Below are 17,337 nucleotides of genomic sequence, written 5' to 3'. Positions count from 1 at the left end.
TTTGGATTTTTTCGTGGCTGCCCGCAAAGGCTCCGGCGGCGGTGGTTTATGAGTCTATTTCTATTTTAGGTAAGCCTCATCTTTGCGAAGAGTTTGCTCGAGATACGCGAATTGGCAACATAGGCATGGGTCTTTTGAGAACTGAATCACAAAAGCCCCGGTTCGAGATCGTTCATGAACGAGAACAAGCATTTCTTAAAGGGACCTTCTATGTTTACTTCATTCAATGTGACGCCAACCAAAATAGAAACCTGCAACGGACTGCTAAAACCGACGTAACGCCTTATCTAGAGCTGCACTATCGTCATGATGAGTCGTTTGCCCGTCGTCTTCAGGATCTTCATTTGAATGAAACTTTTGTCAGAGTCTCTTTACAACAAATGGGTCTCATCGATGGCAATCCCTTCTTCGTGGGAGAAGTTTTTATTCCAATGACAACCCAGGGTAACACCTACGGCCTTTTAGGATCTAAGGATCTGGCCGCCTATTTAAATGGAAATAACGTCACGAAAAAATTGCACCTGAAATTTGCAACCGAGTGGGATTTCGGCAGCAATGGAAGAAGGCTTCACGCCAGATCCAGTGCATTTGAATTTACGATCAATTTAAAAAAGGACTAGTCATGAATCTTTTTAAAACCTCACTATTTACCATCCTCACGGCGACTCATATATGCCAAGCCGAGCCTCTTGATCTTAGAAAAGTCACCACAATGACGAGTCCGAACAAAGTTAAGGAGCAGACTCTTCTGAACTATTTCGACCGCGAAGCCCGCGACACAAACCTCGCTGATATCGCAGGGAAAGACTATACAGGCTACTGTTTCGACGGTCGCAACTCCCGTCCCGTCAATGCAGCCCTTCGAGTTCTAAACTTGCAGCGCCAAGATGGTCCTTTAGGTATCAGGGATATCACGAAGGTTGTCCTGGTCGATGAGTCTAGCAATAGAGGCCTTTTAGACCTCGACAAAGACATCAAGACAGCCTATTTAGAAGCCAGCTTACCGGGAGAAACTGAGGGCACAGTTTCTTTTACGATGGCTCACTTCGCAAAAACTTCCCGCTACAAAATTAAAAGAGTCGCGGGAACTTCGGATGAACTGATTATCTCTCGAACAGAGGCCGAAGGTTTTTTAAAACGTCGTTCCGTGTGCTACATGAAAGGCACCGAGAAAGCCACGGTGACAAGTGGAACTCCCTTGCCTAACCCCAAATGGGTAGGTCACGAATACTTCCAGCGTCTTGAAAACAACTACTACACTAATAGCGTTGCTATCGAAGATATAAGCGAATTGAAGTCACTTCCCAAGTATGGTCTTTGTGTAAGTCGTCAGTTCAACTCTATAACAACCCAACTTGGACGTAGGGCGGAAGATATCACCGTCGCGGAAAAACTGGCTTGGACCGCTCAGAATAAAAACAATCCCAACTGGTTATGGGCTACGGAAGTTGAGCCTTTCCGCTTCGACGTCGTCAAGCTGGATATAAACTATGGTTCCTTGTTGAGTGATAGCGGCGAAAAAATACTTTCAGGCCGCTGCGGTCGAGCTTGTTCGCAAGGGCAGGAGATGGCCCGCTTAAGCCTTGCGGATGGTTTTGAAAGCACGTCTTCGACATTTTTGATCCAGGATAATTCGCAAATTAGTGGAAGTCCCGTTACGATAGCGTCTTTGGAAGATCAAGGTTCCCTGGGACTTATGTTGACGTCGTATCGTAAGACGGTTTTCAACGGCAAACCGCTTCTCAGTTCACGTTCCTTACGTATTAACGATGGCACCATTGAAGAGAAGTTCTGCTACTCATATTCCGACACGAATATTTTTGATCGAACTTGGTATATGGCGGGAATGCTAAGTCTAAAACAGAAGGATGCGCGCTAACCAAATCCTTTTGTATATCAGGCTCAATACGGGTGCTTCAGGTATTCACTTGAAGCACTTTCAATCTCTGAAAATGCCCACTTATTCCGTAACTATTTTTTCCCATAATTTAAAGTCGCCGCTAAGCCCAATCCAAATGCGGCGCCCGAACAGACTTCGCCCATCGAGGTGGGACCATCAATAAAACCCACTTCCGGCATAACTTTCTTATTTTTAAACGCTTGCCATGAAGCCCCATAGCAGGGCCCCATAGCGGCTCCCGAAGCTAAAAAGCCAGGGCCATATCCTTGAGACCAAAGATAAGCTCCCCCTAAGGAGGTTTGTAAAACACCTCGTCCTGACATGATCGCGATTTCCGTCCATTTAGAACGATCGCCATCTCTTCCTGAATCCGAAGTATGCCAGTAACCCAACGTCATCGATGGAAACATGAGGGCTCCTGCAATCAAGCCATCGCGTCCGCCATTAAAAGCACCCAAAGCAGCAAAGCCAGCTGTTGAAAGCAATCGGGTCACTTGAGTATTTCCTGTCCTGAAAAAGCCTCCGCCTCGCATACGCCACAGAGCCGCGCCGGCGACGCCAGAAATCAAAGTCTTCGCCATCGGATCCATGTCAGCCCCCCGCTCCCAAAAGCCGCCATCCGAAGAAACAGTCTTAGACTGCGCGGCAGAATTCCAGCTATCAGATGGAAGTTCAGTTGAAAGTTTCGCCAAATAATCTTTCATAGACTTTTGCGATTGCGAGTCAGTAAAACAACGCTCCCAATTCCCAAGCTCATTTTGGTTCAACAAGGCCTGATACTTCTTCTTGGCTGCCTGATTCATCTCAGCAACGGTGAGATTGTTTTGTTCGTTGATTTTTTCAGCGACGGCAGAGATGTCTTTAAGATTGCTCCCCTTCTCCGTACTGCAAACTTTCGTGGCAATAAGCTCGTCTGCTTTTTGCGAAGATACATTTTGAGACAACAAGCAGGCCTTTGCACCGAGAAGAACTGAAGCCTCTAAGGAGGACAACATACTTTGACACTGTCTATCGGAATTCGCAGTCAATTTCAATTTTCGAAAATTTTCTTTATGAGATAGATGCACAGAGCATTTTTGAGACGGGACCGCCCAAGAGGCGTTTATATATGATACGGTGATCAAAGTGAAAACAGCCAAGACAGATGTCAAAATCTTCACCGGGAACTTTACGTCTGATTCAGCATTACTTTCAACTTGGCTCACAACCCACCCTCAGATCTGATATTCCGCCCCCGCGGAACTTTCTCTCGTTGTTGCTTACTAAAGAAGAGCAAACATGGGGCCAGGCGAAACTTCCTTAAATTTGCGCTCGGAAGGTGGTCCTGTAAAAAGAATGATGCTTGCAATCTGTGTCGAAATTGGACGGGTCAGGTGGAACATCCAGTCAACACATCCCAGTCTTTTTATGATGCAGAAATCATTTAAAGGCTTTCAAACCACTTAAAGTAAAGTCAATCAAGACAGTGAAGGATTGATCCGTGTTTTCTTTCCGTTGAAAACCACCTTCTAATTCTAAATTTATAAAGCCATTGAGCAGACTGCGCAAAGTTCTTACAGCATGGATCAGATATTCCTGAGAAATTCGGTACTCCTGCAAAGCCAGAATCGCCAGTTCAACAATTCGGTGGGCGGCCTTTAAAACATTGGGGTCTCGCGAGCGTATCCCATATTGAGTTGCATTGAAGAGCAACGGATTTAGATGGGCGAACTTTCGGTACGCTTTCATAAAAGCCTTAAGGTCATTGTTTTCTTTAGGCGTTTGTAAAGACACTTCCAGATCGCGAGCCATATTGCGTAAGCCGAGCAGAGTGATCTGATTCTTAATATCAGACAGGTTTTCGAAGTGGCTATACAAAGAAGGTGTTTTGATCCCCAGACACTTGGCGATCTCAGCCATGGAAAGTGAATCCAACGTGGTCAAATTCATCTCTGAAATGATTCGGTTCACAATTTCATCTGCGGTTAAACTGTCACCCTTAGGTCGTGCCATAATCTTAATTTAGCACACGCTCTTGCTTTTTCAAGAAAAACTAATACTATTAGTTAAAAACCTAATGCTATTAGGTTAAAAGAAAGGTCACTCACATGTTAAAAAAAATACTGCTTCTGTTATTCCTGAGTTCTTCCGCCCAAGCGCAATGGGCCCTCGAAGTTGACCCGTTGGCGTATTTAGCCAAAGGTTACTCGGGACATCTCATCTATCAATCTAGTTACGGGTTTTCTATAGATCTGGGAGCCTTCGGTATGGATTTCCCCGATTTTGCGGAACCACATGACGGCTTCAATACCCGCTTCAAGGGTTATGGCGTGAAGATCAATTATCATGGAAGCCGCTTAGACGGTGCCTATTGGGGAGTGAGCGGAGGCACTAATGAGTTTGAAATTGAACAAACCACAACTTATGAGAAGCAAAATACCACCATCAACTCCGTGGGCGTGCAGTTCGGATATAGATGGGGGCAAAATGGGTTTTACATCAGTCCTTGGATTGGCTTTGATTATGTTATCGACCCGCCGACTCTTCAGTTCTCAAGCAAGAGCTATGAATTCCCAAAGGTGAACGTCTTTCCGACAGTTCATCTTGGCTATCAGTTTTAGTTCTAGTTAAAATGGCGGCGACCGGAAGAAAGGCTCGGCGTTTTGCGCCAAGCCCATGCACGGCCGCGGCCTATTTACCATTCAAAAGAGTTTTGCTAAGCCCCAAAGAAATCGAAGCTCCTGTGCAAAGTTCACCGACGGCCGTAGGACCATCAATGAAGCCCGCATAAGGCGCCGTCAAGTCAGCTCCCAAAGTGAAACGAGGAAGTCTGTCCCACGCGAAATAGTAACAAGCTCCCATTTGCATACCACCGATAGAAAGATCCGCAGTTTCGTATCCCTTCAACGCCAGCGCCATCATCAGCGGATTCACCTGATCCACACCTCGATCTGTCATGTAAGTGAGATCGTAGTACGCATCCTTACCACCAGCGGTGCGCCCCATATCCATCCACTCGCCCCAACCTTGGAATATTTGCAGGAACATCAATTCGCCAGCGATTTCACCGTCAGAGCCACCGTTAATATAGCCAATCATTTTCATCGGTAAATAATTATACCAGTAACGAGTCTTCTGAGTCCCTTGGGGTTCTGAAACCAAACCACCACCACGCATACGCCAGTAAACTCCGCCCAAATACATGGAGATAAACTGACGATTTTTATCCGTCAGCGTGGGAAAAGGAAGAGAGCTTCGCTGTCTGCCACTTTGCAGAACCCGCTGGCGATCTGCCATGGCTTGCGAAAGCCCCCGCGCTTCGAGGTCTTGAATGTAGACGCCAGCATCAGTGACTTCTTTATAGAGTTGATAGAAAGTCGCGTAAAGAGAGGCCTTCGCCTCTTCTCCGTAACATTCTTCTGAGTTTTGTAGCGAGGCAAGCAACTCTGTCAAAGCCCGTCGTTCGGAATCGATATGATATTTGATCGCTTCGGCGCGAACTTTCACGATGATTTCCCGCAGTTGATTTTGATCCTCTTGACTTAGTAAGTTGGTCGGCAAATTAACTTTACGTAGTGCCTCTAGGGGAACTGCCAGAAGTCCCTCAAGACTTTGCAAATCGTTTTCGCTCACGGCCCCCGGACCTCTCGACTCTACAAAAGATTCGGGTTGATAAGTTTGACGACAGCCTCTCAAAACAGGTTCGCTTAAATAAGCTCGTAAGCGCTGATCCAGACTTTCGCAACGAGGCTCTAAAGAGTTCACGACCGGCATTGGCATCTGACTTTTCAAAATGTGCGTCGGGCAATTTTTCGCATAGGCCGACGAGACCGGGGTCCAATGGGGTTGCGTGGCTCTTTCCAAAATCTCTGCAATCTCGGTGAACATCACCAGCTTCACGTCGCTGGTATCAACATACACGAGTGGTGGAAGTGGATTGCGAGATGTCTGCACACGAAAAGACTTTATTTTCTTCTTAATATCTTTTCGTTCGTGAGACTGACCATCCTTGAAATGAAAAGGCGGGCCAAACACAGCCGCAAAGCTGCTTAAAGGCATTGTTGCCAGCGAAAACAGGACAAGCAGATACTTAAAGTTCATGAACATGGACAGCCTCCAGCGCTTTTCAAAAGGTCGTAACCAAGGTTGTATCAGACATCCCGTTGTTTTTTTTATTTTTTTGCCTCTCGAAAAAAGTCTCAGTTACCTAGGCGAACACCTCGGCCGCTTTGCGGCACGCCAAAAGAATCTCTGTCAAAAGCTTAAACAGTCACCCCCCTTATTTCGTCCCGGAGGATGGACTCATATTTGCTATTTCCATCGAGATTGCGATCTGGTGACAAAGGAAAATACATGACCAAACACATACTATACTTTCTGAGCCTGCTCTTGCTTTCTAATGCTCAAGCTGCGGTCATCGGAGACATCAGTCGCATGCAAGTGAGCGACCCCAAGGCTCCTGCATTTCGGGTTTTTGGCCAGATTGAAAACTTCTGCACGGGTACGATGATTAGTCCTCGTCTTGTACTCACAGCAGCTCACTGTGTTTTTGATCTGGAAACTCGCACATGGATGCTAGCGAAGAATTTCAATAGCGCTTACGGCCCTGTCGAAATTGAAAAGATTCATGTGAACAGTGCCTTTCTTCAAGGCGACTACGGTCAAGACATTGCCGTTTTGGTTTTGAAAGAGCCTCTGGGTTTAAAAACCGGCTGGCTTTCTCTTGCTTGGGATCTGCAGGGACTGGCTCCCCGCAATTCACCCCTGGGAGGCGTTGAATCTTCAGGGAGCATAACGGGATTTCCCGGCGACAAGGCCCACAACTCTTTATGGGTGGTGGTTTGTAACTTCTACGTTCCTCATCTTGTCCCCTATCGCCCTCAGTATACTTGCGACACTTTTGGCGGCATGAGTGGCAGCGCCCTGATTATCGGAGATGCTCAAGGTAAAAGTTTGATTTTCGGTGTCCACACTCAAGGAAATGGAAAATTCAATTCCGGCATTTCATTGACCGGCCCCAATAAAACTTTCCTGCAACAGATTTTGTTGAGCTATCCATTGTAGTTTTCATCAGCAAAGATAGAAGCTTGATCTCCCGGCAATTCGCCAACATGTGTCGCATTAATCATTTCAAGGACACAGAGCGTTTGACTATTTAAGCATAGGAGCCTCCTTTCCGACGCATTCTGTCGCCTAAAAGTGGCGTAAATTTCTTTTAATACGTTCATAAAGTGTTTGGTCGAGATTCATCTTGAATCCATTCCAACCTCCCTCTAGCTTCTGACCCAAACCAAAGGAGGACGAATGCGTTCACTTATTCTTGTACTATTCTTGGCAGGTTTTTCTGGGGCTCAAGCAGCTCAAATCACAAAAACGACTTTTGCATTTCCTGGAAGAGTTGAAATTCATGTTCAACCTCAGATCAGCGAACTCGATGTTCTGTTCGTTATCGACGATTCGGGTAGCATGGGTGAACACCAAAAGAACTTGATCGCGAATATTCCCGCTTTGACAAAAGCCGCCCTTAAAAACGGTGTCCATGTTCAGGCCGGTGTCACAACAACTTCGGCAGACTGTTCCTATGTCAAAGTCTGCTCTGGTAAATTCAACGGCAGCATTAAGATTGCCGACAGCACACAAAGTGACTTCTTAGGTACTTTGGCTGCAAATCTGAATGTGGGAACTCAGGGAAGTGCGGAAGAAAAGCCTTTTGATACGGCGATCGCGGCTTTGTCTGAACCAATGTTGTCACAAGACCATCCCGGCTTTTTGCGACCGAACGCTCATCTGGCTATCGTGATGTTGACAGATGCGGGAGATCAAAGCTCGGCGCAAGTCACGCCGGCCGTATTCACGAATTTTCTGAAGGCCTTAAAAGCAAATCCGAACCAAGTAACAATGGCTTCCATCCAAGTTATGGCCAATGATAAATCTTGCCCAACATCGGAAGAACAAAATGACCGTATCGAAACGGCAACCAAACTTCTTAATGGCAAAGTCATCAGCCTTTGCGCCCAAAACTTTGGACAACAATTAGGCCAACTTGGCGCAGGCCTGTCTGGTCAAGTCACTCAAGAAATTCCTCTGACAGCAGTTCCTGACGTCAGCAGCATTGTCGTAACTTTCGGAAACACAACATTGGTTGCCGGAGACATGCATTCTGGCTGGGTCTACGACTCTGCCAAAAATGCTGTTATCCTTGGCGACAAGATCGACTGGTCCACCATGACCGGCGACGAACTGATCGTCAGCTTCATCCCCAAAGCTTGGAAATAAAGTTCATTTAAAAAGCCCTCTTCGGAGGGCTTTTTAATTTCTCACCCTGCGAAGATAAGCCCACCTCGCCTTCAAAGAACGTCTTTCCCACCGAGTCCAGCGCTGATTTTTTCAAGAATTTTCATTAACTGAAGCACTTCTGCTTTAGATAGATTCCTTGTGAAGTCCTCATCCCCGCGATCAAAAAGAGGACGGAGTTTTTGGTGGATTTTCTTTGCCTGCTTGGTCATTTTTAGGACGTTGACCCTTTGATCCTGCGTGCTTTTGATGCGCTCAACAAATTGATATTTTTCCCACTGGTTGATGAGGCGAGAAATAGTGGTTTTGTCTTTCCCCAGAATCTGCGCCAGATCCTTCTGGGAAATTGTCTCGCTTTCAATGACAGGAAGAAGATTCATCCAGTCCTCAAATGACATTTCGCTGTCAACTTTGGCGAACTCCGCAATAATATGACGTTTCATGCTGAGCATGGTTTTACTCATTTGGATCCCAACAAGTTGATGAAGTGTCTCGTAATTGTTCATCGCTTCTCCATTTAGTTGCATCATACAACCAAATAGTTGTATGATGCAACTAAATCAAGGAGGACCTGTGAAAGAAGGCCTATTTCAGGCAGGACCGTTCACACTGCAATTTCGAGATACGGAGGGATCTGGTCCCGTGTGTCTAGTCGTGGGAAGTGCGCTTTACTACAGTCGCTCATTCCATCCTCAGATGAATCAGAATTTCCGTATGATTTATATGGATCATCGCGGATTTTCAAATCCCTCGGGGAGTGTGACAGAAGCAGACTACTCCCTGGCGACTCTTATGTCTGATATCGAACGTTTCCGTGCCGAGATGAAGCTGGGGCCCATTGCTATATTGGGGCACTCAGCCCATGGCTATATGGCTCTTGAATACGCCAAGAGATACCCTGGGTCGGTAAGTCACGTGTGCCTAGTGGCGACAGGGCCTAGCCATGGCTCTCACATGCAGGAGGCTGAACGAAACTGGACCGAAAGTGTCTGCACAGCACGCAAGGACCAATTCGAGATGGATTGCCAAAACATGGAGAGACAGATTGCGAACTCTCCCGAGGATCGTTTCGTTTTGTTCTGCAAAGGTATGAGGACGCGCGCCTGGAATGATTGGAATTTCGATATTGATGAGCTCTGGAAAGGAGTACAGACCTATATGCCAGCGATAGATCATCTTTTCGGGGAAGTCTTTCGGGACATCAAAATTGAAGAGGGGTTGCCTGATCTCAAAGTGCCGGTTCTTTTGATGTTAGGGCGACTTGACTATCAAGTCGCCCCGAGCTGGACCTGGAATCAGTATCGTCCCCTATTCCAAAAACTCACTGTGCGTATTTTTGAGAAAAGTGCCCACAATCCGCAAACAGAGCAGGCTCTGGAATTTTACCATGAATTTAAAAATTGGATCGATCAAACTGCAAAGGAGAACTCGTGATATTTCTCACTTTGTAGTTCGCTCTCTCTGCCACGACGCACTTTACTCTAAGCCACCTGACTCGATCCCGAGGCTTTGTGCTCCGAATTCTGTGATGTCTTTGAAGAAATGTTTACAACCTTAACTGGCGAACCTTCAATCTCGGAGCCAAAAATCACTTTTTCCAAAGCAACAACGTTGCCCCGCAGAGTCGAAGAAAGAGCTGACAACTCTTCCGCAGCAGCTGCAGCTTCTTCAGAAGAGGCCGCATTGACCTGAGTCACCTGATCCATTTGATTCATGGCTTTACTGATTTGAGAGATACCTGCATTTTGCTCTTGGCTGGCCGTCGCGATTTCGTTGTTCAGATCCGAAACTTTTCTGACAGATTCAACAATTTCCGTCAAAACAGCGCCACTCTGACCAGCTTGACGACTGCCGGCTTCGATTTTCTCGACACTCTTTTTAATTAAATCCGCGATATCTTTTGCCGCGATAGAACTTCTTTGCGCCAGAGTGCGCACGGCATCCGCGACCACGGCAAAGCCTTTACCCTGTTCACCTGCCCGAGCCGCTTCGACGGCCGCATTTAAAGCCAAAAGATTCGTCTGAAAGGCAATATCATCGATGACGCCAGTGATTTCCTCGATCTTCTTAGAATCAGCGGAAATACTGTGAATAGAATCGATAAGAATCTTAATCTCTCTTTCGCCTTTTTGCGCCACATCTCGTGTCGAACTCGCCAAAGTAGCAGCTTGGCTACTGTTGTCAGTATTCATTCGGACCATAGAAGTCAGTTCTTCCATTGAGGCAACAGTCTCTTCTAGGGATGAGGCTTGCTCAGTAGCTGTTTGCGAAAGTGCCTGCGCTGAGTTTGCGATTTGCTGAGATGATGCAAAAACGGCATTTGCTCCGTCCGTGAGACTCTTGGCTGTCTTTTTAACTTCACTGGAAATCTTATTAGCGATCCACCAAGAGATCGCAAAAGAGAAGATAAAGATAAAGGCCGCATAAAAAAGAATTTCATTTCGAGCTTCAGCCAAACGCGCCTGATAAAGAAGCTCTTCGCGCGCCCCTACACCGACAACCCAGTCCCAAGGCTCAAAATAGCTTTGATAAGCCAAGAATGTATAAACTGGCTCGCCCGGATTTTGCCAGAGTTCGTGAAAAGTTTTTCCCACATTATTTACATTACCCCAACTGTCGCGAACAGTATATTTTCCCTCGACACTATAGTCCCAGATACTTTTTCCCTCGAGTGGAAAAGGATGCATTTCCACCAGACCTTGCTTTTTGCCGCTAAAGGCCCACACATACATAAATTGATCAGTGGAAAGCTTTGTTTTTTTGATATCACGACTGCCATCACTCAGAAGAGGTCCATTAATATATGTACGAACTGTGTCTTTCGCTTCGTCAAGTGTGAGCTTACCCGCCACGACTTGTGCGTTTAGAGCATCCATAAAGCCAATCACATCATGATTGATTTTGGTGAACATTTCTCCCCCCAGCGAGGTGACTTGTTTCTTGGATTGGTGATAAGCAACCACTGAGATTATTAGCGTCGTGACCATGGAAATGGCACAAGACAGACTAATGATTCTGAAATTTAGGGATAAACGCGACAACATAAGACTCCTCGCACTAGGTGTCCGGTCTTATCGTCCTGAAAAAGAATAACTGAAGACCAAAAGCGAGAACCTCTTCAATAAAGAATGATAAAACGCCGCTAAAGAGTCACTTTTCCTGAGGCGTCTACCCTTTTGCTAGTCTTATGGGATCGGAATAAAAATACCTATTATGTTGCACTCTCCCGCCCCCTCGGGACACGCCGTCGACAACCCACCGAAAGCATCAACGACCACTCTGTCCACTAATTCAAGCTAGGTTCATGCTTCGAAGAAAAGGTAAAAGTCTTCTGTCTGCGCAACGGGACCGGCGAAGGTTTATCTCCCTTCGTTGGATCAAGAGTAATCTGTTTAATGCGTTTACAAAAGAAGCACGTCGCCGATCTTTACAGAGGTGCAATTAGTTGATGCAATAAGATCGCGGAGGTCTTATGAGTGAATCTAATCACCCGGACGTAAAATCCTATCTTAATATTTATCAGTTTTTGCAGGACTCTTATCAATATCTCAAAAAGTCAGGTGATTTCTCTTATGAAATTTGGGCCCAGAAGCTAGGCGTGGCCAGCAAATCGTACCTTCGGTTTGCCGTTCTGGGGCAAAGAAAGATTTCAGATGTCCTGGCTCAGAGACTTTGCGAGTTCTTTCAGCTTAGCGAGACGGATCGGGAGTACTTCCTACTGCTTGTTTTGTACACGCAGACGAAACAAGAAGCCCAGCGAAACTTATATGGGCGTAAACTCACGCAACTCCTTCGGCGTTCGCTGGAGGTCGAAGATGTGGCTCCCCCGGATGAGCTTCTCGCGAACCCCCTATCAGTGGTGGTCAGAAACCTTCTTAGTTTTTCAGACATCCCTGGAACTGCGGAAGCTCTGGCACAGGTGCTGGGTGTTTCCAGCAAAGAGATTCAGGACTTGCTGGAGTCTTTGGAATTGGCGGAACTGGTTGTGAGAACGGAGGGTCGATGGCAGGCCGTCCATGATGTTGTTCGTGTCAAAGACCGGAGTCAGAGTTTGGCTCTACAGCGGTATCATAAAGCCAGTCTTGAGCGCGCGATACAGGCCCAGCAATTACCGCCCGAGCAGCGCCACTACAGAGCTTTGAGTGTCGCTCTGAGTGAGACTGAGTATTTGGAGTATCTTCAGGATCTGAATGAATTTGCCACAGCAGTCTTTTCTAAATTCAATACCGGTGCGATGGAAGGAAGGCGCCTGTATCAGCTCAATTTCAATGCTTTCCCTTGGACTGAACCAGTCGTGCTCAAATTGTAAAATTCTCCACACCATGGCCGACCTTGGCGGTGCCTGACAAATCACTATTCATCTCACCTTCAATATAGTTTGTTTGAGACTGGGTCCAGCGCTTGCAATGGATCCTGTCAAACACAGTAACCTGACTTCCTGGGCGCATTTTGATCATCCCCATAAGCTGGTGAACAACTAAGGAGATTGAATATGAAAACTATGATTCCTGCCCTGATCTTGATGTTGGGGATGAACGTACATGCAGGTGGTTCTGATATTGGTTCCGGTACGGAGCCAGTGAAGCCCACCTCGACGAAACTTTTTATGCTGAAGAAGATCTTTAGCATTGAAGCGGCTGATCTGAAGTCGTTGGAAAAGGAGACCGGACGGCGGGCTGAAGCTTATAAGTCCCTGGGTTTCTTCTCTGTGTCGTCAAAGAGTAAGTTGAGTCGGGAAAATTGTGGCTCCATTGAAGCGCATATTTTTTCCAAATCCATCCTCATTTCTGCTTTGGCCGAAGGCGAGGATCCTACAGCGAAAGAAGTTCAGGTTGAAGATCAATTGGCTGCGAATCTGACCGAATCCACAAAGAGCTACGTCAAGGCTCTTAACGGGGCTCAGGATTCCTGTTCAAATATCGATAAGAGCCTAGACTATTTGCGCAGTGCTCGCCAGCATGCTGAATACATCAGTTCGTTGTTGAGAAAAATTGATAACGGAGTTTTAGACGCAGCCGAGTAACACTAAATGTCCTGGGATTAACAGGGCGAGATTCTTACTCTTAATACCGAAAGAACTTTAAAAACGATTTTATATTAGAGCGGTATAGGACTGCTCTAAAAAGGTAAATTTCAAAAATCATATACAGGAGAAAAGTATGAAAAGAATTATTATGACTATGGCCTTCTTATTTATTAGCGCGAATGCTTTTGCGGGTGAGACGAACAATACTTGCAGAGATGAAGCGATCCAAGGTGCTACCGCGATTTTCAAGGTGAATAACGATGAACAAGGGGCACTGTCTGTTTCTACTGAACTTGTGGATATGGATGACTCTGAGGGCGGAGCAGAAGTTTGGGATGTTAAATTTATGAAGAATAACATCAATTATTCGCCTTACAGAATGACTGTAATCATTGATGGATGTGTCATTACTAGTTTTTCAATGCCCTTCGCCGGGTAAATTTGAAAAATGAGAGTTTCAGGCAGATATTTTATCAACTTGAATTTGGCTTTTGACTCTTTGATTTAGAATCTAAGCAATAGCTATAAGTTGATTTTGTTTCTGCTCCACAAGTGAGCTACGACAAAAGGGCTGGTGTTTCGCACCAGCCCTTTTTTTTGCGAATTCGCCACTCTCGCTCGAAAAAGTCCTTTTTGATTTTCCCGTAATTTAAAATTTCTCGTAGGTCATATTTATTGTGTAGTCCTTCATGGGCTCATAGGTGAGGGAAAACCGCACAGTGAGAAGCGAGCCTTGCAGGCTTTCTAAGATGCTGCAGTGCCAGATCTATTACGTTCTCTTTGTCAGAACCAAACAGCGCTTTTTTTGCGTTTTACTCGCCCGGATCTCCAATCTTTTGCCATAATGACGTATTCAAGGTAATTTTGTTTCGTGTTGGAAAATAATATTCAAATCTACATCGATGCGGATGCATGCCCTGTTAAAGAGGAAACCTATAAGGTTGCGGCTCGCTACAAGATTAAGACTTATGTCGTCGCTAACAGTTATATGAAAGTTCCACTGGATCCGCTCGTAGAAATGAAAGTCGTCTCGGGAGCATTTGATGCGGTCGATGATTGGATTTTCGAAAGTGTCACCGATCGCGATATTGTGATCACAGCAGATATTCTGTTGGCTGAGCGCTGTGTGAAAAAGAAGGCGCGAGTACTTGGCCCGAAAGGCGCGGAGTTTACTGAAGATAATATCGGCTCCGCAGTCGCTAGCCGTGAGCTTATGCAAAATCTCAGACATATGGGTGAAATGCGAGGCGGCCCCGCCCCGATGGATCAAAAAGCCCGCTCACAGTTCTTGGGAAAATTAGATCAGATTATTCAATCCCTGAAGCGGCGATGACGCCGCAGCCCTACTGAGAGCTTCTCTGTCAGTGAGACACCAATTCACCCGTGATTGTCTCAGTACCAATCGTCACGTCACACTGTCCCTGTTGAACCAATAAAGACCAGCGATTGTTTTTTTCGACTCGCCCACTGAGGCTTTCTAAAAAAGTTGGATCTACCGAAAAGATAAGAATTTCATTGGATCGATGAACTTCGCTGGTACGAATTTCACTAATCAGAGCTTGAGGATTTTTATAGGTGAAAACGATGACTTCTTTTGCTGCCTTAGCTGCTTTGTGCAGTTTACGGGCAGAGGTGTTTCCGATTTCAATCCATAGATCAATAGAGTTGTGAGTTCCTAGTTTTCGCAAAGCAGGCGCTTCGGGATCCGAGAGGCCACCTGGTGTAAACTCAAGACCATCTTGGTAAGTCAGGCAATAAGCAAGAACCCGCGTAAGAAGATAGGGATATGTTTCGGAAGGATGCTGAGCCACACGGAAATCGAGTGATTCGTAAACACCGCGATCAATGTCTGATAGTTCGATTTGGAAACGGTGGAGCAAATAAAACCTCGATTTTTGAATATCTTAGAAACTGATTTTCGATTTTAATCTTGCCACCGCAGAACGACAACTCGTTCCAAAACCCGAGAAATAAAAAAGGCAGCCTTTCGGACTGCCCTGAATTATCAAATCTGTCACGAAAGGCGCTCGGAAATTAGAGGACTATAAACTTGCCACCGCAGGGGGTTCGCCAGACTTAGTCGCTGACATTTCCAGCGACAGCAAATAATTAATAACATCTTTGGCACTGTACGAAGTCTTACCCGGCTTAATCATGCGTGTGATATTATTCAAATCGTCACCCGCAGTTAAAAGTGGAAGCTCTTCTGCTCCACCGGCTTGAATTTGCCCCATGCCGATATCTGCCATCAAAGCATTGCACAAACATTTTCTGCCGACAGTGTCTTCTTCAAGGCCACCTTTTTTTACATAGTCCTTCACGGGCTCTGCAGGGCAACGCTGACCAATACTGCCATCTTCTTTTCGATAAGCGTGACGAAGATATCCCAAATCACAAATACGTTTGCGCGACAGATATAAGGCCTCTTCGGAAACAGTTCCAGCGAAGCGAGCCGCTTTAAAAGGGAAATTTGTTGGAGATGAACGTGGATCCGTAAAGACCCAACCGCCCTCAGGAGACGGTTTGGTCATAATATTGTGCAAAGCAGTTTTACGATTTTCCTCTTTCACACCCGACTCATCTGAGAAGGCAAACAACGTTCCCACTTGCACACCGTGCGCACCCATTGCGCGCACTTCAGCCATTTTTTCAGGAGTGGCATAATTTCCCGCCATCCAAAACGGAAGTTCAAGAGCACGCATTTCTTCAAAGCAAACTTCATCCCGAACTCCATAAATCGGTTCGCCCCTTTCATTCAATTTCATCGGACCACGTGGAGGCGCATTGTGCCCACCGGCCAAAGGACCTTCGACGATAAAGCCGTCGACTCTGCCTGTGGATTTTTTCTTCAGATTCGCCGCCAAAATAGCTGACGAAACAATTGGAAAGAAGAAAGGTCTTTTGAGCGGAACCAATACAGTGTCTTCCATCACTTCTTGCGGATCAAAGTAAGTGATAGAGTCTTCATTAGCTCCTGCTACAGAAATTTTTAAACTGGCTTTTTGATTTTGACTTAAAAGATCCAAAGCCCCAGGAATTTCACGTGGAATTCCGGCGCCCATAATCACATAGTCTACTCCCGCAAGCAGACCGCCGTAAAGGCAGGCCAAGTTGGGAAGTTGAACTTTTTCAAGCAGGTTCAAACCGATCACGCCTCGATGCCCTTCACGAGCCAACCAAACTTCTACGAAACAAGCGACGACTGTGAGTTGCAAAAGTGCTTTGGGGGACTCAAGGGAATAAAGAGGAGCTCTTTTGTAGGGCTGAGTAGCTGCGCGTCCACCTTCAATATAATAAGCGTCTAGAATCTTCTGAACAATACTTTGCGATGGGAAAGCTTTAAGAGCCCTGCGCATATTTCCATCGAGGTCACCATCTTGAAGACGACGCACCAACACAGAGTTGATTGCCGTTCCAGAGATAACTCCGAGCTGACCTGTTTTAGAGACGGTTTTGGCCAACTTCCAGTCGGAAACCGCGATTCCCATTCCACCTTGAATAATAATTGGATGACTTAATTGCATGCGTGCAATTTATCGGGGTCCAAAGCATGTCTCAATACTTACCTTAACAGCGCGCTGAGTCCAACTGGTATTATTTCCTGAACTCGAACAGAATGAGGTTTAAGAACCCGGCGAAAATTTTCGTCGCAACGCGAATAAACTTAAGTGAATTTATTAAAGCACTCCAAAATCGGCATTTAATCTAAGGCGCCAGCGTGAGCCTTCAACTATATTTTCAAACTCTTTGCATTGAGAAGCCACGAAGAAAATCTTCAAGCTCTTGGCTTTCTGATTCACTCAGTGCAAACCCTCGAGGCGGCATCCACTTTGTTGGCGACGCAAAAACCTATATGGACCCGCGGGGTTTGGTGACGACGTAAACATCAAACCCGACACGGTCAAAGTTGAAGGCCAGACAATGAAGCGAATTCAAAAACATGAAAAATAAAATGGTCACAATTTCTTCATTAGTTTGTAGTATCCGCGATCAGTTTAACCTGAGCACGATCGGCAATTCCCTAAACAGACACGACACGACTGAAGAACTTTAATAGATCAAATTTTATAATTATAAATATGTTTATATTCTGAATATTAAAAACCGAGAACATCGTCTCGGTGATTTCCTCCAAAAC

General features: G+C 45.9%; 17 protein-coding genes. 10 read left to right on the top strand and 7 right to left on the bottom strand.

Annotated features, from left to right (window positions below; genetic code table 11):
* Nucleotides 1–620: hypothetical protein (locus OM95_RS16810; protein WP_041876441.1), on the top strand; the 620-nt coding region annotated here is incomplete at its 5' end.
* A 2-nt stretch (nt 621–622) separates the two neighbouring features.
* Nucleotides 623–1,879, top strand: a complete 1,257-nt coding sequence (locus OM95_RS16805; RefSeq protein WP_041876438.1) for a hypothetical protein — start codon at nt 623–625, stop codon at nt 1,877–1,879.
* A 92-nt stretch (nt 1,880–1,971) separates the two neighbouring features.
* Here the strand turns inward: OM95_RS16805 and OM95_RS16800 are convergent, their stop codons facing one another.
* Both OM95_RS16800 and OM95_RS16795 read right to left on the bottom strand, forming a co-directional pair.
* Nucleotides 1,972–2,895: a hypothetical protein gene (locus tag OM95_RS16800; protein ID WP_291516720.1), complete on the bottom strand. Its 924-nt coding sequence runs from the start codon at nt 2,893–2,895 to the stop codon at nt 1,972–1,974.
* A 424-nt stretch (nt 2,896–3,319) separates the two neighbouring features.
* Entirely contained in the window at nt 3,320–3,892 is a 573-nt protein-coding gene (locus OM95_RS16795) for a TetR-like C-terminal domain-containing protein (RefSeq protein WP_041876434.1), read from the bottom strand.
* Between the two features lie 95 nt (nt 3,893–3,987).
* Between OM95_RS16795 and OM95_RS16790 the strand changes: the two genes are divergently transcribed.
* The gene (locus tag OM95_RS16790; RefSeq protein ID WP_041876431.1) at nt 3,988–4,500 is read left to right on the top strand and encodes a hypothetical protein; all 513 of its coding nucleotides are present in this window, start codon (nt 3,988–3,990) and stop codon (nt 4,498–4,500) included.
* Nucleotides 4,501–4,570: 70 nt separating this feature from the next.
* Here the strand turns inward: OM95_RS16790 and OM95_RS16785 are convergent, their stop codons facing one another.
* Nucleotides 4,571–5,986, bottom strand: coding sequence for a hypothetical protein (locus OM95_RS16785; RefSeq protein ID WP_041876429.1), 1,416 nt, complete (start codon nt 5,984–5,986; stop codon nt 4,571–4,573).
* 246 nt (nt 5,987–6,232) lie between these two features.
* Here OM95_RS16785 and OM95_RS16775 point away from each other — a divergent pair, with 246 nt between their 5' ends.
* Together OM95_RS16775 and OM95_RS16770 are read left to right on the top strand one after the other, a co-directional pair.
* Nucleotides 6,233–6,943: a trypsin-like serine protease gene (locus OM95_RS16775; protein ID WP_041876423.1), complete on the top strand. Its 711-nt coding sequence runs from the start codon at nt 6,233–6,235 to the stop codon at nt 6,941–6,943.
* Between the two features lie 240 nt (nt 6,944–7,183).
* Complete coding sequence (locus OM95_RS16770; protein ID WP_041876421.1) at nt 7,184–8,155, top strand: VWA domain-containing protein; 972 nt, start codon at nt 7,184–7,186, stop codon at nt 8,153–8,155.
* Nucleotides 8,156–8,226: 71 nt separating this feature from the next.
* Here the strand turns inward: OM95_RS16770 and OM95_RS16765 are convergent, their stop codons facing one another.
* A complete protein-coding gene (locus OM95_RS16765; protein WP_291516718.1) occupies nt 8,227–8,703 on the bottom strand; it encodes a MarR family transcriptional regulator in 477 nt (158 codons plus the stop codon).
* Between the two features lie 16 nt (nt 8,704–8,719).
* On the opposite strand from OM95_RS16765, the gene OM95_RS16760 reads away from it, so the two are divergent.
* Nucleotides 8,720–9,607 carry an alpha/beta hydrolase gene (locus OM95_RS16760; RefSeq protein ID WP_291516716.1) on the top strand — a complete coding sequence of 296 codons (888 nt, stop codon included), beginning with the start codon at nt 8,720–8,722 and terminating at the stop codon, nt 9,605–9,607.
* 47 nt (nt 9,608–9,654) lie between these two features.
* On the opposite strand, the gene OM95_RS17490 is transcribed toward OM95_RS16760, so the two are convergent.
* A complete protein-coding gene (locus tag OM95_RS17490; protein WP_291516714.1) occupies nt 9,655–11,085 on the bottom strand; it encodes a methyl-accepting chemotaxis protein in 1,431 nt (476 codons plus the stop codon).
* A gap of 560 nt (nt 11,086–11,645) precedes the next feature.
* On the opposite strand from OM95_RS17490, the gene OM95_RS16750 reads away from it, so the two are divergent.
* From OM95_RS16750 to OM95_RS16735, 4 genes are all read left to right on the top strand, one after another.
* Nucleotides 11,646–12,482, top strand: coding sequence for a TIGR02147 family protein (locus OM95_RS16750; RefSeq protein ID WP_041876418.1), 837 nt, complete (start codon nt 11,646–11,648; stop codon nt 12,480–12,482).
* A 183-nt stretch (nt 12,483–12,665) separates the two neighbouring features.
* The gene (locus tag OM95_RS16745) at nt 12,666–13,196 is read left to right on the top strand and encodes a hypothetical protein (RefSeq protein ID WP_041876416.1); all 531 of its coding nucleotides are present in this window, start codon (nt 12,666–12,668) and stop codon (nt 13,194–13,196) included.
* 136 nt (nt 13,197–13,332) lie between these two features.
* Nucleotides 13,333–13,638, top strand: coding sequence for a hypothetical protein (locus tag OM95_RS16740; RefSeq protein ID WP_041876413.1), 306 nt, complete (start codon nt 13,333–13,335; stop codon nt 13,636–13,638).
* Nucleotides 13,639–14,070: 432 nt separating this feature from the next.
* Nucleotides 14,071–14,532, top strand: a complete 462-nt coding sequence (locus tag OM95_RS16735) for a YaiI/YqxD family protein (RefSeq protein WP_291516712.1) — start codon at nt 14,071–14,073, stop codon at nt 14,530–14,532.
* Nucleotides 14,533–14,560: 28 nt separating this feature from the next.
* Here OM95_RS16735 and OM95_RS16730 read toward each other — a convergent pair whose 3' ends face one another.
* Both OM95_RS16730 and OM95_RS16725 read right to left on the bottom strand, forming a co-directional pair.
* On the bottom strand, nt 14,561–15,079 hold the full coding sequence (locus OM95_RS16730; RefSeq protein ID WP_291516710.1) for a YaeQ family protein: 519 nt from the start codon (nt 15,077–15,079) through the stop codon (nt 14,561–14,563).
* A gap of 162 nt (nt 15,080–15,241) precedes the next feature.
* Nucleotides 15,242–16,723 carry a nitronate monooxygenase gene (locus tag OM95_RS16725; RefSeq protein WP_041876408.1) on the bottom strand — a complete coding sequence of 494 codons (1,482 nt, stop codon included), beginning with the start codon at nt 16,721–16,723 and terminating at the stop codon, nt 15,242–15,244.
* Nucleotides 16,724–17,337: the final 614 nt, after the last annotated feature.

It is taken from the genome of Bdellovibrio sp. ArHS, assembly GCF_000786105.1.
Classification (GTDB): domain Bacteria; phylum Bdellovibrionota; class Bdellovibrionia; order Bdellovibrionales; family Bdellovibrionaceae; genus Bdellovibrio.
Note: the sequence above shows the minus strand (reverse complement) of the source record. Positions and strands in the feature narration are given on the sequence as shown.

Bases quoted from the DNA above. Each gene is read 5' to 3' on its own strand.
- OM95_RS16805 (WP_041876438.1), top strand. From the start codon at position 623: ATGAATCTTTTTAAAACCTCACTATTTACCATCCTCACGGCGACTCAT.
- OM95_RS16800 (WP_291516720.1), bottom strand. From the start codon at position 2,895: ATGTTGTCCTCCTTAGAGGCTTCAGTTCTTCTCGGTGCAAAGGCCTGC.
- OM95_RS16795 (WP_041876434.1), bottom strand. From the start codon at position 3,892: ATGGCACGACCTAAGGGTGACAGTTTAACCGCAGATGAAATTGTGAAC.
- OM95_RS16790 (WP_041876431.1), top strand. From the start codon at position 3,988: ATGTTAAAAAAAATACTGCTTCTGTTATTCCTGAGTTCTTCCGCCCAA.
- OM95_RS16785 (WP_041876429.1), bottom strand. From the start codon at position 5,986: ATGTTCATGAACTTTAAGTATCTGCTTGTCCTGTTTTCGCTGGCAACA.
- OM95_RS16775 (WP_041876423.1), top strand. From the start codon at position 6,233: ATGACCAAACACATACTATACTTTCTGAGCCTGCTCTTGCTTTCTAAT.
- OM95_RS16770 (WP_041876421.1), top strand. From the start codon at position 7,184: ATGCGTTCACTTATTCTTGTACTATTCTTGGCAGGTTTTTCTGGGGCT.
- OM95_RS16765 (WP_291516718.1), bottom strand. From the start codon at position 8,703: ATGATGCAACTAAATGGAGAAGCGATGAACAATTACGAGACACTTCAT.
- OM95_RS16760 (WP_291516716.1), top strand. From the start codon at position 8,720: ATGATGCAACTAAATCAAGGAGGACCTGTGAAAGAAGGCCTATTTCAG.
- OM95_RS17490 (WP_291516714.1), bottom strand. From the start codon at position 11,085: ATGTTCACCAAAATCAATCATGATGTGATTGGCTTTATGGATGCTCTA.
- OM95_RS16750 (WP_041876418.1), top strand. From the start codon at position 11,646: ATGAGTGAATCTAATCACCCGGACGTAAAATCCTATCTTAATATTTAT.
- OM95_RS16745 (WP_041876416.1), top strand. From the start codon at position 12,666: ATGAAAACTATGATTCCTGCCCTGATCTTGATGTTGGGGATGAACGTA.
- OM95_RS16740 (WP_041876413.1), top strand. From the start codon at position 13,333: ATGAAAAGAATTATTATGACTATGGCCTTCTTATTTATTAGCGCGAAT.
- OM95_RS16725 (WP_041876408.1), bottom strand. From the start codon at position 16,723: ATGCAATTAAGTCATCCAATTATTATTCAAGGTGGAATGGGAATCGCG.